This window comes from Gulosibacter sediminis (assembly GCF_030011715.1).
In the GTDB taxonomy this organism is placed as follows: Bacteria; Actinomycetota; Actinomycetes; order Actinomycetales; family Microbacteriaceae; genus Gulosibacter; species Gulosibacter sediminis.
On sequence record NZ_JASCYH010000019.1, the window covers coordinates 1 to 14,771 of the forward strand.

At 66.2% G+C, this 14,771-nt stretch carries 13 protein-coding genes and 1 tRNA gene; 8 read left to right on the plus strand and 6 right to left on the minus strand.

From position 1 onward, the window contains the following. The first annotated feature begins 97 nt into the window (after window positions 1–97). From QM019_RS07685 to QM019_RS07705, 5 genes are all read left to right on the plus strand, one after another. Window positions 98–1,156 (plus strand): aspartate-semialdehyde dehydrogenase, encoded by a 1,059-nt coding sequence (locus tag QM019_RS07685; protein ID WP_282852500.1) that lies wholly within the window; start codon window positions 98–100, stop codon window positions 1,154–1,156. Window positions 1,157–1,240: 84 nt separating this feature from the next. Then, window positions 1,241–2,734, plus strand: a complete 1,494-nt coding sequence (mqo, locus tag QM019_RS07690) for a malate dehydrogenase (quinone) (protein WP_282852501.1) — start codon at window positions 1,241–1,243, stop codon at window positions 2,732–2,734. A 1-nt stretch (window position 2,735) separates the two neighbouring features. Continuing rightward, complete coding sequence (udk, locus tag QM019_RS07695) at window positions 2,736–3,389, plus strand: uridine kinase (protein ID WP_282852502.1); 654 nt, start codon at window positions 2,736–2,738, stop codon at window positions 3,387–3,389. Window positions 3,390–3,391: 2 nt separating this feature from the next. Further along, a complete protein-coding gene (locus QM019_RS07700; RefSeq protein WP_282828587.1) occupies window positions 3,392–4,000 on the plus strand; it encodes a thymidine kinase in 609 nt (202 codons plus the stop codon). A 98-nt stretch (window positions 4,001–4,098) separates the two neighbouring features. Continuing rightward, on the plus strand, window positions 4,099–4,656 hold the full coding sequence (locus QM019_RS07705; RefSeq protein WP_282852503.1) for an SRPBCC family protein: 558 nt from the start codon (window positions 4,099–4,101) through the stop codon (window positions 4,654–4,656). A 157-nt stretch (window positions 4,657–4,813) separates the two neighbouring features. Here the strand turns inward: QM019_RS07705 and map are convergent, their stop codons facing one another. Beyond that, the gene (map, locus tag QM019_RS07710) at window positions 4,814–5,581 is read right to left on the minus strand and encodes a type I methionyl aminopeptidase (protein WP_282852533.1); all 768 of its coding nucleotides are present in this window, start codon (window positions 5,579–5,581) and stop codon (window positions 4,814–4,816) included. Between the two features lie 13 nt (window positions 5,582–5,594). Beyond that, entirely contained in the window at window positions 5,595–6,107 is a 513-nt protein-coding gene (locus tag QM019_RS07715) for a pirin-like C-terminal cupin domain-containing protein (RefSeq protein ID WP_282852504.1), read from the minus strand. 219 nt (window positions 6,108–6,326) lie between these two features. On the opposite strand from QM019_RS07715, the gene QM019_RS07720 reads away from it, so the two are divergent. Then, window positions 6,327–7,925, plus strand: coding sequence for an HNH endonuclease (locus QM019_RS07720; protein ID WP_282852505.1), 1,599 nt, complete (start codon window positions 6,327–6,329; stop codon window positions 7,923–7,925). A gap of 322 nt (window positions 7,926–8,247) precedes the next feature. Here QM019_RS07720 and QM019_RS07725 read toward each other — a convergent pair. The 3 genes from QM019_RS07725 to QM019_RS07735 form a co-directional block, all read right to left on the minus strand. Next, window positions 8,248–8,321: transfer RNA gene (locus QM019_RS07725), tRNA-Pro, on the minus strand. Window positions 8,322–8,447: 126 nt separating this feature from the next. Further along, window positions 8,448–9,380, minus strand: a complete 933-nt coding sequence (locus tag QM019_RS07730; RefSeq protein WP_282852506.1) for a metallophosphoesterase — start codon at window positions 9,378–9,380, stop codon at window positions 8,448–8,450. 1 nt (window position 9,381) lies between these two features. Continuing rightward, entirely contained in the window at window positions 9,382–11,919 is a 2,538-nt protein-coding gene (locus tag QM019_RS07735; RefSeq protein WP_282852507.1) for a transglycosylase domain-containing protein, read from the minus strand. 127 nt (window positions 11,920–12,046) lie between these two features. Here QM019_RS07735 and sp36 point away from each other — a divergent pair, with 127 nt between their 5' ends. Both sp36 and QM019_RS07745 read left to right on the plus strand, forming a co-directional pair. Beyond that, window positions 12,047–12,220 (plus strand): Sp36 family protein, encoded by a 174-nt coding sequence (gene sp36, locus QM019_RS07740; protein ID WP_345957658.1) that lies wholly within the window; start codon window positions 12,047–12,049, stop codon window positions 12,218–12,220. Between the two features lie 27 nt (window positions 12,221–12,247). Further along, the gene (locus QM019_RS07745) at window positions 12,248–12,709 is read left to right on the plus strand and encodes a RidA family protein (protein ID WP_193127534.1); all 462 of its coding nucleotides are present in this window, start codon (window positions 12,248–12,250) and stop codon (window positions 12,707–12,709) included. 78 nt (window positions 12,710–12,787) lie between these two features. On the opposite strand, the gene acs is transcribed toward QM019_RS07745, so the two are convergent. Further along, window positions 12,788–14,758, minus strand: a complete 1,971-nt coding sequence (gene acs, locus QM019_RS07750) for an acetate--CoA ligase (RefSeq protein ID WP_282852508.1) — start codon at window positions 14,756–14,758, stop codon at window positions 12,788–12,790. Between the last annotated feature and the right edge of the window lie 13 nt (window positions 14,759–14,771).

The following is a 14,771-nucleotide window of genomic DNA, read 5'->3' on the forward strand; positions in this document are numbered from 1 at the left end:
TTGTAGTTCTGGCGGTGCCAGAACTACAAAAAACGACCACTCAACCCCCTTCTTGGTGGGGCGGCGGGGCTTGTCTCGGACGGTTAAGCTAGTCGGCATGGTCAAGCAGATGAATGTTGCCGTTGTCGGTGCCACTGGTCAGGTTGGTGGCGTTATGCGCCGCCTCCTCATTGAGCGGAACTTCCCGATTGCGACGATTCGCCTCTTCGCCTCCTCGCGCTCGGCGGGCAAGCAGATCGAGTTCGCCGGCGAGCAGGTTACCGTCGAAGACGTCGCCACCGCCGACCTCAGCGGCATCGACATCGCCCTCTTCTCGGCGGGCGGCGCGACTTCGCGCGCCCAGGCCGAGCGCTTCGCCGCAGCGGGCATCGTCGTCATCGACAACTCGTCGGCGTGGCGTGGCGACGTCGAGGTGCCGCTCGTCGTCTCGGAGGTCAACCCCGCCGACATCGCGAACCGCCCCAAGGGCATCATCGCGAACCCGAACTGCACCACGATGGCGGCCATGCCGGCACTGCGTGCGCTCAACGACGCCGCGGGCCTCGAACGCCTCATCGTCACCACTTTCCAGGCCGTTTCGGGCTCGGGCCTCGCCGGCGCCCGCGAGCTCTCGGGCCAGGCCATCGCCGCTGTGAACCAGGGTGAAGACGCCTTGCTCGGCCTCGTGCACGACGGCCACGCGGTCGAACTGCCCGAGCCGGAACTCTACGTGCATCCCATTGCCTTCAACGTCGTCGCCCAGGCGGGCAACTTCGTCGACGACGGCAGCGGCGAGACCGACGAGGAGCAGAAGCTGCGCAACGAGTCGCGCAAGATCCTCCACCTGCCCGAACTCCGCGTCTCGGGCACCTGCGTGCGCGTGCCGGTCTTCACCGGCCACTCGCTGTCGATCAACGCCGAGTTCGCGAACGACATCACGCCCGAGCGCGCCACCGAGATCCTCGCCGAGGCGCCCGGCGTGCAGCTGCAGGACGTGCCGAGCCCGCTCGACGCCGCTGGCACCGACCCGAGCCTCGTCGGCCGCATCCGTGCCGACCAGTCGGCGCCCGAGGGCAAGGGCCTCAGCCTCTTCATCTCCAACGACAATCTGCGTAAGGGCGCTGCGCTCAACGCGATCCAGATTGCCGAGCTCGTGGCCGAGGAACTCTCGGCCTAACCAGCGCATCCGCGAGCATTAGCGGGTCACACCAACTGAAAAGCACACCCAAAGCGTGCCGAAGCCCGGGAGTAAGGTAGTTACGTGACGAACCCGAAGATCTACGATGTTGTCCTCATTGGCGGCGGTGTTATGTCGGCGACCCTGGCGACACTGCTCCACGAACTCGAACCCGACTGGTCGATCAAGATCATTGAGCGACTCGACGACGTCGCTCAGGAGTCGTCGGGCCCCTGGAACAACGCGGGTACCGGCCACTCGGCGCTCTGCGAACTCAACTACACCCCCGAGACTGACGGCAAGATCGACATCTCGAAGGCGCTCACGATCAACGAGCAGTTCCAGGTGTCGCGCCAGCTCTGGTCGACGCTCGTGACTCGCGGCCAGCTGCCCGAGCCCACGAAGTTCATCAACCCCGTGCCGCACATGACGTTCGTGACCGGCGAAGAGAACGTCGAGTTCCTCCGACGCCGTTGGAGCATCCTCAAGGAACAGCCGTTGTTCTCGACGATGCAGTTCAGCGACGACCCCACGCAGATCTTCGAGTGGGCGCCGGCGCTCATGGTCGGCCGTGCCAAGGACGAGAAGGTCGCCGCGACCTTCGTCGAGCAGGGCACCGACGTTGACTTCGGTTCGCTGACTCGCCTGCTCTTCCAGGCCGCGATCGAGAATGGTGCCGTCGTGCGTCTCGGCACCGAGGTCGTCGACCTTCGCCAGCGCCCGGACGGGGTCTGGCAGGTCGCGACGAAGGCCGCGAGTGGCGCCGAAAAGGGACGCAAGAACGTCACCCACGGACGCTTCGTGTTCGTCGGCGCCGGCGGTGGCGCGCTGCCGCTGTTGCAGAAGTCGGGCATCCCTGAAATTAAGGCGTTCGGTGGCTTCCCGATTTCGGGTGAGTTCTTCCGCACCGACAACCCCGAGGTCGTCGCGAAGCACCAGGCAAAGGTCTACGCCATGCCCCCCGTCGGCGCCCCGCCGATGTCGGTGCCGCACCTCGACACGCGTGTGGTCGACGGCAAGGCCTCGCTCATGTTCGGCCCCTACGCCGGCTTCAACACGCGCTACCTCAAGCAGGGCTCGCTGCTCGACATGTTCAAGTCGTTGCGCGTCGACAACATCCCGACCTACCTCGGCGTCGGCGTCACGAATCTCGACCTCGTCACCTACCTCGTGGGCCAGCTTGCCGCGTCGCCGGCCAAGAAGTTCGAGGCGCTCGCCGAGTTCTTCCCCGAGGCGAAGAGCGAAGACTGGCGCCTCATCACGGCCGGACAGCGCGTGCAGGTCATGAAGAAGAACCCGAAGGGGAAGGGCTACCTGCTCGTCATGGGCACCGAGGTGGTTACCAAGGCCGACGGCTCGATCGCGGGCCTGCTCGGCGCCTCTCCCGGCGCATCCGTCGCCCCCTCGGCAATGATCTCGCTGCTCGAGCGCTGCTTCCCCGAGCAGTGGCCGACCTGGTCTGAGAAGATCACCGACCTCGTGCCGTCGTACGGCCAGACGCTCAACGACAAGCCGGAGCTTGCCAAGCAGGTGCAGAACGACACCGCGAAGGTGCTCGGCATCGCCCCCGTCGCGTAACTTGGGCCAGCCATTCGTTGTCGGCATCGCCGGCGGATCAGGAAGCGGGAAGACGGCGCTCACGCGCGCGCTCGCCGAACGATTCGCCGACGATGCCGCGGTGATTTTTCACGACAACTACTACCACCGGCAGGATGCGCTGAGTTACGACGAGCGCGTGCTCGTCAACTACGACGCCCCCGAGGCCTTCGACAACGCACTGCTGGTGGAGCACCTCGACGAACTCCTTGCGGGGCGCGACGTTGAGTCGCCGACGTATGACTACGCGCAGCACAATCGGTCCGATATCTCGGTGCCGGTGTGCAGCCGGCCGATCATCTTTGTCGAGGGCGTACTTGTGCTCGCCGACGAGGCGCTGCGGGCCCGCTTCGACCTCAAGCTCTACGTCGACACCGATGCCGATGTGCGCATCCTGCGGCGCATCAAACGCGACGTGCTCGAGCGCGGCCGCACGCTGGAGTCGGTCGAGGCGCAGTACCTCGCGACCGTGAAACCGATGCACGAGCGTTACGTCGAATCGTCGAAGCTCTGGGCCGACGTCATCGTGCCCGAGGGCGGCCGCAACTCGGTCGCGCTCGAGACGATCGCCGGCGGGCTCGTCGCGAACCTGCGGGGCCTCGCGCACGAGTCGCTGCGAACCATCGGCGAGGAGTAATCGTGGCCAAGCTCTACTTCCGCTACGGCGCCATGAACTCGGGCAAGTCGACGGCGCTGCTCCAAACCGCCTTCAACTACGAGGAGCGCGGCCAGGCGGTCGTGCTGCTCAAGCCGCGCATTGACACGAAAGGCGCCGAGTCGATCTCGTCGCGCCTCGGCATGGACCGCAAGGTCGACATCCTGCTCGACGACGGCGCATCGCCACGCGAGGCGCTGGCCGGTGTCGTGGCCGAGCGTGGCGCGATCGCCTGCCTGCTGGTCGACGAGGCGCAGTTCCTCAGCCCGCAGCAGATCGATGAGCTCTTTCGCATCGCCGTGCTCGATGGTATTCCGGTGCTGAGCTACGGCATCCGCACCGACTTTCAGACCGTCGCGTTCCCGGGCGCCCGCCGCCTGCTTGAGATCGCGCACTCGGTCGAAGAACTGAAGACGATTTGCCGCTGCGGCCGCAAAGCGGTGTTCAACGCGCGCAACGTCGACGGCAAGTTCACGTTCGCGGGCGACCAGGTCGCGATCGACGGAGGCTCGGTCACCTACGAGTCCCTCTGCGGCCAGTGCTACCTGCTCGAGTCGGGTGGGCGCCTCGCGAGTGACGTCCTCGAGGGCTGACTACGCGCCTTGACACCATTAGGCGTTCGTGAGGCATGCACCCCGTACGCTATGTGGCACGAATTAATGGTGATTCGTGAGTTTAAGGACGGCACACTATGGAACCTCACGACGACGTGCGACTCGCTCGCATGAAACGGATTGACCTCGAACCCGAGCGCAGCCTTACCGTGACCAAGCTCGCCTACTCCACTCCGGCTGAGATCTACGACGTGGTGCGCAACCCCACGCTGCACATCGACTTCGACCCGAAACAGATGATCGTGAGCGTCGATCCGTCGTCGGCCGACCCGATCACCAAGGTGGGCGATACCTTCACGATGAACATGTTCTCGCCGAAAATGGGCGGCGCGTATCGCATGGTCAACCTCGTCACGCACCTCGAACAGAACTCCGCCATCGCGTGGAAGCCGGCGACCGAGGGCTACCCGCCGATCGGGCACCGCTGGACGTGGACGCTCGAGCCGCGCGATGCCGAATCGACCTACGTCTCGCTCACCTACGACTGGCTCGATGTGACCCATGCGGGGTTTCTCGCGAAGAACACGTTCCCCATCTTCCCTATCGGCAGCTTTCACGAGTCGGTGGATGCGCTGGTCGAGTTCGTCGAGAGCGACTGGGGCGATGGCTACGAGGATGCGGTCGCCCACGGGTAGGTAGCGGGTTGAGTAAGGGGTGCGGCCGCGCAGAGGAATCGCGACGTGGTTGCGCTGCTGGAGTCGTCCTGAGGAGGTCGCCAAGCGTTGTCCGTAGATCGCTGAGCCGGCCGTAGCGCGGGGCACCCCGTGGGGCAATCTGTGTCGAAGCGAACCGCTAGTTGGCCGAGGTGAGGATGCGCGGGCCGTCCTCGGTGATCGCCACGGTGTGCTCGGTGTGGGCCGTCAGGCAGCCTGTGGCGCTGCGCAGCGTCCAGCCGTCGGCGTCGGTGACGAGCTCGGCGGTGTCGAGCATCGCCCAGGGCTCGATGGCGAGCAGGATGCCCGGGCGCAGCTTCCAGCCCCGGCCGGCCTTGCCCCAGTTCGGGATGTGCGGGTCCTGATGCATGGTGGAGCCGACGCCGTGGCCGCCGAACTCGAGGTTCACCGGGTAGCCGGCGCCCTGCAGGATCGTGCCGATCGCATGCGCGATGTCGCCGATACGGCCACCGGGACGCGCAGCCTCGATGCCCGCCGCCAGGGCGCGCTCGGTCGCGTCGATGAGGTCGAGGCCCTCTTGTTTGGGCGTGCCGACGAAGAAACTGATCGCCGCATCGGCCACGATGCCCTGCAGCGAAATCGCGAGGTCGAGGGTGAGCAGATCGCCGTCGTGAAGCGCGTAGTCGTGCGGCTTGCCGTGCAGCACGGCGTCGTTCACCGAGGTGCAGATGTAGTACCCGAACGGCCCCTCGCCGAACGACGGCTCGTAGTCGACGTAGCAAGACTCGGCCCCGGCGGCGAGCATCATGTCGCGTGCCAGGGCATCGAGCTCGAGCAGGTTCGTGCCGACGGATGCGCGCGCCTTCGCGGCTTGAAGGATGTCGGCGACCAGGGCGCCGGTTTCGGCGCCGCGGGCGATTTCGGTGGGGGAGAGCAGTTCGATCATGTGACTGCTCATGCTACTCGCGAGGCTTGAGGCGCGTGATCGGCAGCGGCGGCGCCGGGAGCGGGGTGGGTTGGCCGTCGGGGAAGTCGCCGAAGAGCGGGCGCTTGCCCGCGTCCTGCGGGTCTTCGGGCTCGAAGCCGAGCTCGGCCTGGTAGCGGCGGCGGAACTCGACGATCTCGTCGTGGCTGCGGCCGACGAAGTTCCACCACATGACGATCTGCTCGCCGAGCGGCACGCCGCCGAGTAGCAGGATGCGCGCGCCGCTCGAGCCCGCAGTGACCGTGATGGTGTCGGCGCCGCTCGGGGCATAGGCGAGTTCGCGGTGTGCGGTCGCAGTGCCATTGACGCGGATCTCGCTGTCTTCCGCCATCACCCCGTGCTCGAACTCGCGGCGGATCGGAATGGTGAGCGTCGCATCCGGGTCGAGCAGGATCTCGGCCCCGAGCAGCTCGGGTGTGCGGGTTGCAACGGGTGACGTCGAGCCGAACAGCGAGCCGATGAAGACGCGGGCGGATGCGCCGGGCACTTGGGCATCGTCGTGTCGGGGTGCCTCGGTCGTGTCGGTGGCTCGGGTGACAATGAGTTCGTAGTAGGAGACCGCTGTCCACAGGGGGCGGCGGTAGGCACGAGAAATCGTGAACCTGGGAGCCAGCTTCGAACATACATACTAAACATATTGACCTGCTGCGTGGATCCCGTAGAATAGAAGTACGCACTGTTGCAGTCACCTGAGGAGGTGATTCCGATGTCCGTCACCAACTTCTCTGACTTCTCGTTCGCCGACCACTCCCACGCAGGACGCCTGCGCACGAGGTTCACCGAGTTAATGGGGTCGTGGGAATCCCTCACGCATGGGCGGGGTTCTTCGGAAGAGCTCGCGTATTCGCTGACCGCGGCGGATGACGCGGACGTCCTCGGTTTTCTGCAGCATCTTGGTGCGCTGCAGCGCCAGTTGGGTGCGGCGGTCGCGGTGGTCGCGAACGAGGTCTCGGTGCGCTCTGACGTGACGCGTGGTGAGGAGTCGTTGGCGCGGCGCCACGGCTGCCGCGACGCCAGCGACCTGGTTGCCGAGCATTTGCGGGTCGAGAAGCGTGATGCCGACGCGTACGTGCGCATCGGGAAGGACGTCGTTGGCCAGGAACGCTGGAATGGCGAACGGTTTGTGCCGCGGGCGCCGCATGTCGCGACCGCGCTACAAGCAGGTGAACTCGGGCTCGCGCACGCGAACGAGGTCGTGAAGCTCCGCCGCCGCATGGCTCCCCGCGTCCTCGAGGAAGAACTCGCCGAGGGCGAGCGTGAGATCGTCGAGGTCGCGAAGACTGGGATGCGCCTGCCCGACTTCCGCAAGGTCGAGGCCCGGTTGGAGGCGCAACTCGACCCGGACGGGCTCGAGCCGTCTTTCCGCAAGCAACGGCGGGAGCGGAGCGTCAAGGTCTCTACCGACATCGACACGGGCATGCTGCACGTGAAGGCGAAGCTCGACCCCGAAGCTGGCATGTATGTCGCGAAGTTCTTCGAGTCGTACTGCACGAACGCGCTGCGGACCTCTCGCGGCAACAATGTGAAGGGCGACCCGGAGGTGCCGGCTGATGGTGAGGTGGCGGGGTCGAGCGTGTTCTTCCGCCCGAGTGGTGACGGGGTGGAGCCGGTCGCGGTGGAGCAGGACACGCGGTCGATTCCGCAGATGCAGGCCGACGCGCTCGTCGAAGCGTGTAAGCACCTGCTTGGTTGTGCGCAGGACGAGGTTCCTGGGGTGACGACGACGGTGTTGATTCGGATGCATGCCGAGGGCCTGCGCGAGCACCTGACGGGCAAGGGCGAGGCGGCCGAGTCCGAGGGTGGCGCGATGTTGGATGCGAGCAACCTGCGTCGTCGCGCCGCGGTCGCGAACATCATTCCTGTCGTGCTTGGTGGTGACAGTGAGGTCCTCGACCTGGGGCGCGAACACCGTCACTTCAGCAAGGCGCAGCGCCTAGCGCTGGTGGAGCGGGATGGTGGTTGTGCGTTCTGTGGCCTGCCACCCGGGATGACGGAAGCGCACCATATTGCGTGGTGGAAAGCGCACGACGGCACGACCGATCTCGATAACGGGATCTTGTTGTGTACCTCGTGTCACCATCGCGTGCATGAGGGGTGGGGTGTCCGGATCACGCATGAACCGGGGCCGCCGGAGCATGTCGCGCGGGAGAAGTCGCGGGGTGGTGGCACGGTGTGGTTCATCCCGCCCGAGCATCTCGATTGGACGCAAGAGCCGCGCCTTGGTGGGCGCAAACGGTTCGATATCGGGTATCGGCTCGAGCATCCGCCGACCCCGCTGCCCGAGACGGTCGGACGCAGCTGGTAACGCGGGGGAGGGCTCTGCCTGCCCCCCACGCGTCCTCAGGCCCGGGCGCTAGTTACCCCGCCCGCCTACACGTACATCAACAAGACAGCGAGCTCGCAATCGTCGCTACCCTTGGCTCGCTGCTCGCTGCTCGCTGCTCGCTGCTCGCTGCTCGCTGCTCGCTGCTCGCTGCTCGCTGCTCGCTGCTCGCTGCTCGCTGTTCGCTGCCGCATGCCCGCTGCCCGCAGCGCACTCGGTGAGGCGATTGGACGTGCGTCGTCGTGCGCCGATACAACAAAGTCGCGGGGCATCCACTACTGGATACCCCGCGACTTCACCAACGTCGGGATGACAGGATTTGAACCTGCGACCTCCTCGTCCCGAACGAGGCGCGCTACCAAGCTGCGCCACATCCCGATGTGCCAACCAGGTCGGCAACTCGTCAATACTACCCCAAATTGGGGGGTCGTCCAATCACGCGATTCGCGGCGAGCGGCACGCGCAATGCCCGCCAATCACGTGATTCGTAACGCGTGGCAGCACCTAGTTGCGCGCGGTCAGCGTGATGAGCGACGCCTCGGGCGGGCAGAAGGTGCGATACGGCGCGTAGATCGAGGTACCGAGCCCGCGCGACACATGTAGGGGCACGGTCCGTCCGCCGGCCGTCCAATCCGATACGCCACCGGCTTGGTCCTTCGGCAGGTCGCAGTTCGCGATGATCGCCCGGCCACCCGGCAGACAAACCTGCCCGCCGTGGGTGTGGCCGGCGAAGATCGCCGCGACGTCCGTGTCCTCGACATAGCGATTGAGAATGCGCTGGTAGGGCGCGTGCACGAGCCCGAGCGTGACATCCCACTCGCCACCGCGGCGGGCGAGGCGCTCGAGGTCGGCGAGCGCTGCATCCGGCCTATCGAGGTGGATGTGCGGGTCGTCGACGCCGACGGCGCGGATGCGCAGCCCGCCCGCCCGCACGATCGCGGCCGAGTTCGTGAGGTCGACCCATCCGAGGTCATCAAACAGCAGCTGACGCAGGCCGGCCTCATCGAGGTCGGGCTGGCGCTCGACCTTGATCTTCTTGCCAGTGAAGTAGGTGAACGGGTTCTTGAAGATCGGCCCGTAGTAGTCGTTCGAGCCGAACACGCTGAGCCCAGGCACGCCGCGGAACGGCTCGAGCATCTCGGCGATGCCAGCGAGGCCGTCACGGTGGCCGTAGTTGTCGCCCGTCGCAATGACGAGGTCGGGCTCGTGCTTCGCGAGGCCACGCACGAAGCGCTGCTTCTTGCGCTGTCCGGGCGCGAAGTGGAAGTCGGCGAGGTGCAGCACCTTCACCGGCGTCGAGCCCGCAGGCAGCACCGGCAACTCGTAGCGACGCAGCGTAAATCGGCGGCGCTCGATGGCCGCAGCCCAGGCAACGAAACCGAGGCCGCCCGCAATCAGCGTGGCGGCCCCGGTCCCGAGAAGACGCGCGATGCGCACCTTAGTCTTCGGCCTGAATGGTCACGGTGTCGTCGGGTCCGACGATCTCACCGGCGGCGGGCGAGGTGCTCTTGACGGGCTTGTCCTTCGACCCCTGCCACTGGAACTGCGTGCCTTGGTCGCCGAGCCCCGCCGCCGAAAGCGCATCCACTGCCTCGTCATAGGACTTGCCGACGATGTCTGGCATCGCGATGCCGTCCGTCGAATCGCTGCCACCGCTCGACGGGCTGATGGTCACGCTTGAACCCTCTTGCGCGCTCGTGTTCGCGGAAGGGTTCGTGCGTGCGACGGTGCCTGAGGCCTCCTCGGAGGCGACCGAGTCGCCCACCGTCACGGTGAAGCCCGCCGATTCGAGCGCCGAGGTGGCCGCATCGACCGACATCCCCACGACATTCGGCACGGTCACGTTCTCGCGCTGGACGGCGTCGCCGGTGGGTGCCGGGAACGTCTCCGCACCGTACTTCGTGATGCCCGCGGCGAGGATCGGGCGGGCGACCTCGTGACGTGTCCAACCCTGGCCAATTTTACGCATCGACGCGAGCCGGCCATCGATCCGCTCGACGTTGCCGTTCCAGACGGCGAGCGAGAAACCGGAGCTGGCCGCGACCATCCAGGTGTACGCGGCACCGTCACCGTCGCCGATCGTGCCACCGGTGGTACCGGTCTTACCGATGATCTCTGAGGTGATGCCCGGGTTCGAGGCGCTACCCGAACCGGCCGACATCACGGTCTTCATCGCCACGGCCATGGCGTGCGCGACGTTTTCATCGATCGCCTGGGTGCAGTTGCTCGATGGCGGATCGATCTCGGTGCCGTCGCGCAGCGAGATGCTCTTGATCGCGATGGGGCTGCAGGACTCGCCATTGTTCGCGATCGCGGCGAACGCCGTGGCGAGCGACAGCGGCGCAACGTTGTTGCGGCCTGAACCGATGATGTCCGAGGAGTTCGTCTCGAGCGGCGTGCCGTTGGCGTTGTGTACGCCGAGCGCCTCCGCAATGTCGGCGGTGGTGCACTGGTCGAGCTTCTCGGCCATCGCGAGGAAGCCGGTGTTGATCGAGTCCTGCGTCGACTGCAGCGCGTTGATATTGCCGAAATTCGCCCCCGCGTCGTTGCCCGGCCCGTAGGCCTCGTTACTGCCCGGTCGGTCGCACGACTGGTAGAAGGGGCCATATTTGCGGTCGGCCGCGTTGAAGCTCTCGTAGAGCGAATGGCCGGATTGCAGCCAGTTCGCCAAGGTGAAGACCTTGTAGGTCGACCCGGGCGGGAAGCCCGCGGAGTTGCCGTAGTCGTAGTCCGTGTTGAAGTTGATCGACGTCAGCGCGGGATTATCCTTCGCCGCATCTGTCCCGTCGTATTCGGTGTTCTGCTGCATGACCAGTACGTGACCGGTGCCCGGCTGCACCGCCACGGCCGAGCCGCCGAACTTCAGGCCCTCCATCGCGGCGGGGAAGTTGGCGCGGATCGCGTCGGTCGCCGTCTGCTGCAGGGCGAGGTCGATCGTGGTGTCGATCTGGTAGCCCTTGGTCTGGAACGCGAAGCGGCGCTCGTCGTACGTCGCGCCGAAGGCCGGGTCGTTGAGCACGACCTTCTCGACGTAGTCGCAGAAGTACTGCGCGTTGTACTGCGCGTTCATGCAGCCCTGCTGGCTCGGCGTGATGTTCGGCGTGATCTCCTCCGCCTTCGCCTCGTCGTATTCGGCCTGCGTGATCGCACCCTCGTCGAGCATCCGGCCGAGCACGTAGTTGCGTCGGTTCATGCTCGCGTCGATGTTGTCGGGGTTGTCGATGCGGAACGCGTTCGGGTTCTGCACGGTGCCGACCAGCGTGGCCGACTCCGAGAGCGTCAGGTCCTTCGCTGGCTTCCCGAAGTAGTACTGCGCGGCCGCCTCGATGCCGTAGATCTGGCCGCCGAAGAGGGCGATGTTCAGGTAGCCCTGGAGGATCTCCTCCTTCGAGAACTGCTGCTCGACGCCGATCGCGAGGCGCATCTCCTGCAGCTTGCGGCCCATCGACACCTCGGTCGCGTCCTCGTATGCCGCCGCCTGCTCGTCGGGGTCGAGGATGGCCTCGGCCGCCTGCACGCGCTGGTTGCGCACGTACTGCATCGTGATCGTCGACGCGCCACCACCGTCGTCGCCGATCAAGCCGACAAGGAGGGCACGAGTCGCCGAGATGACGTCGACACCGCCGTGCTCGTAGAAGCGCGGGTCCTCCGTCGAGACCGCGGCCTCGGCGACGTACGGCGAGATGTCGTCAAGCGCCACCTCGACGCGGTTCTGCGAGTAGAACTCGGCGAACTTGACGCGCTCGCCGTTCAAGTCACCGTAGAGCTCGGTCTTCTGCTGCAGTGGCTGGATCTCGAGGTAGTCGGGAAGCGATTCGAACAGCGTGATTGACGAGTTCGCCGCAACACCGGCAACGGCAATGAGCGGGGTCACGAGAGCCGCAACCAACACGCCCGCGATACCGCTCATCCCAAGAAGGCCGAGAATTGTCGCAACGACGTTGCGTTTCGGCGCAGTGGAGGAGTTGTTAGGCATGCCAACTAGGGTAATTGGAAACGTGTAATTACGGGCGGTGCGTTCAGAAAACTGGCTCCCGCCCCACGGCACTCTCGCCCGCAAACACGGGCGAATCTCATTGCCAGAACCAAATCGACGGAGGGCCATGACCATGACCAACTGGGAGTACTTCATCACGCCGCTGCCTCTGCACACGCCGGGTGCAATCCTCAACAACTGGGGCAAGCAGGGCTGGGAACTCGTGCAGATCGTCACGAACGAGCAGGGTGGCTCCGTCGCCTACATGAAGCGTCCGCTCGCCGACGACGCGACCGCCTAAGCCGCACCCCTACGAAGGAGAACCCAGATGAGCCGTGTTGAATCCGCCCTGCGCGAACTTGGCCTGACCCTGCCCACCGTCGCCGCCCCGGCCGGCGACTACGTGCCCGCCCTCGTCGACCGCGGCACGGTCTACACCTCGGGCCAGCTGCCGTTCGTCGACGGCACCCTCAAAGCGACCGGCCACGTCGGCGCCGAAGTCACCGTCGAAGAGGCGCAGGAGCTCGCCGAGCTGTCGGCACTCGGCGCCCTCGCAGCGATCAAGCAGCAGATCGGCGACCTCGACCGCGTCACCCGCGTGCTCAAGGTCACGGTGTTCGTGAACTCGACCGCCGACTTCACGCAGCAGCCGCAGGTCGCGAACGGCGCATCCGGCCTGCTCGGCAAGGCGTTCGGCGAGCGCGGCCGCCACACCCGCTCGGCCGTCGGCGTCGCGGCCCTGCCGCTCAACTCGCCGGTCGAGCTCGAGGTGACGGTCGCGTTCGAGTAGGCGCGCGCATCCGCTCGTAATCACAGACGCCTCGGCGCTGTCGTCTCCGACACCGCCGAGGCGTTTTGTTGCTGTGGACTAGTCCTGCGCGCCGGCCGCGACGTTGTCGGCAATCGACGCCATCACGTTCGCGTCGGTGAGCGTCGTCGTGTCGCCGACGGTGCGCCCCTCGGCGACGTCCTTGAGCAGCCGGCGCATGATCTTGCCCGAGCGCGTCTTCGGCAGTTCGTCGACGACGAACACCTGCCGCGGGCGGGCGATGGCGCCGATGCGGTCGGCGACGAACTTGCGCAGCTCCTCGGGCACGTCGGCCTTCGCGATCGCGTCGGCCTGCGAACGTTTGAGCACCGCGAAAGCCACGACGGCCTGGCCCTTCACCTCGTCGGCCGCGCCGACGACCGCCGACTCGGCGACGAAGGGATGCTCGACCAGGGTCGACTCGATTTCGGTGGTGGAGAGGCGGTGGCCCGACACGTTCATGACATCGTCGACGCGGCCGAGCAGCCACAGGTCGCCGTCGAGGTCGACGCCCGCGCCATCGCCAGCGAAGTAGCGGCCCGGGAACTGCGACCAGTAGGTCTCCTTGAAGCGCTCGTCGTCGCCCCAGATGCCGCGGGCCATTGAGGGCCACGGCTCGGTGATCGTGAGCAGGCCCATTTCGCCCGGGTTGACGCGGTTGCCGGCCTCATCGACGACCTCGACGACTACACCGGGAACCGGCTTCTGCGCCGAACCCGCCTTGAGCGCATCCTGCGTCGGAATCGGCGCGATCATGTGTGCGCCCGTTTCGGTCTGCCACCAGGTGTCGACGATCGGGGTCTTGCCCGAGCCGATGACGTCGCGGAACCACTCCCAGGCCTCAGGGTTGATCGGCTCGCCCACCGAGCCGAGCAGGCGCAGCGACGAGAGGTCGTGGCGCAGCGGAATCTCGCGTCCGGTCTTCATGAACCCACGGATCGCGGTCGGCGCCGTGTAGAAAATCGTCACCTTGTAGTTCTCGATGATCTCGAACCAGCGGTCGAGCGACGGATAGTCGTTCGTGCCCTCGTACATCACCTGGGTCGCGCCGGCGAGCAGCGGGCCATAGATGAGGTAGCTGTGGCCGGTGACCCAGCCGATGTCGGCGCTGAGCCAGTACATGTCGTCGTCGCGTAGGTCGAACATCGTGCGGAACGTGAGGTTGACCTGGGTGAGGTAGCCGCCCGTCGCGTGCCAGAGGCCCTTCGGCTTGCCGGTCGTACCCGAGGTGTAGAGGATGAACAGCGGGTGCTCGGCGTCGAAGGCCTCGGCCTCGTGCACGGCGGGCTGGTCGGCGACCGCCTCGTGCCACCAGAGGTCACGGCCCTCGACCATCTCGACGTCGTACTCGGGGCGCTTCACGACGAGCACGTGCTCGACGGTGTGGCCCGGAGCCTTGAGGGCCTCATCGACGGTGGGCTTGAGTGGGAATACCTTGCCCTTGCGGTTCGACCCGTTCGCGGTGATGATCAGCTTCGCGTCGGCGTCATCGGCGCGCTGGCGGATGGCGTCGGACGAGAAACCCGCGAAGATCACCGAGTGGATCGCGCCGATGCGCGCGCAGGCGAGCAGCGCGATGACGGCCTCAGGAATCATCGGCAGGTAGATGGCGACCACGTCGCCCTTCCTGATGCCGAGCGAGAGCAGCATGTTGGCCGCCTGCTGCACCTCGCGGTGAAGGTCGTTGTAGGTGATGGCGCGCTTGTCGCCGGGCTCGCCCTCCCAGTGGATCGCGACGCGGTCGCCGTTGCCGGCTTCGACGTGGCGGTCGACCGCGTTGACCGTGGCGTTGATCTTGCCGTCGGCGAACCAGCGGGCGCGGGGCGCATCGCTCCAGTCGAGCACCTCGGTGAACTCCTGACCCCATGTGAGTTCGCGCGCCTGATCGGCCCAGAACCCGAGCCGGTCTGCCTCCGCTCGATCGCGGAGGTCGGTGGTGACCTTCGTGCCCGCAATGAAGTCCTCGCTTGGCGGGAACGTCTCAATCGGGTTGACGAGCTTCTCGATCTTGTCGTCGCTGGCAGCAACCATAGGAACCTCACTT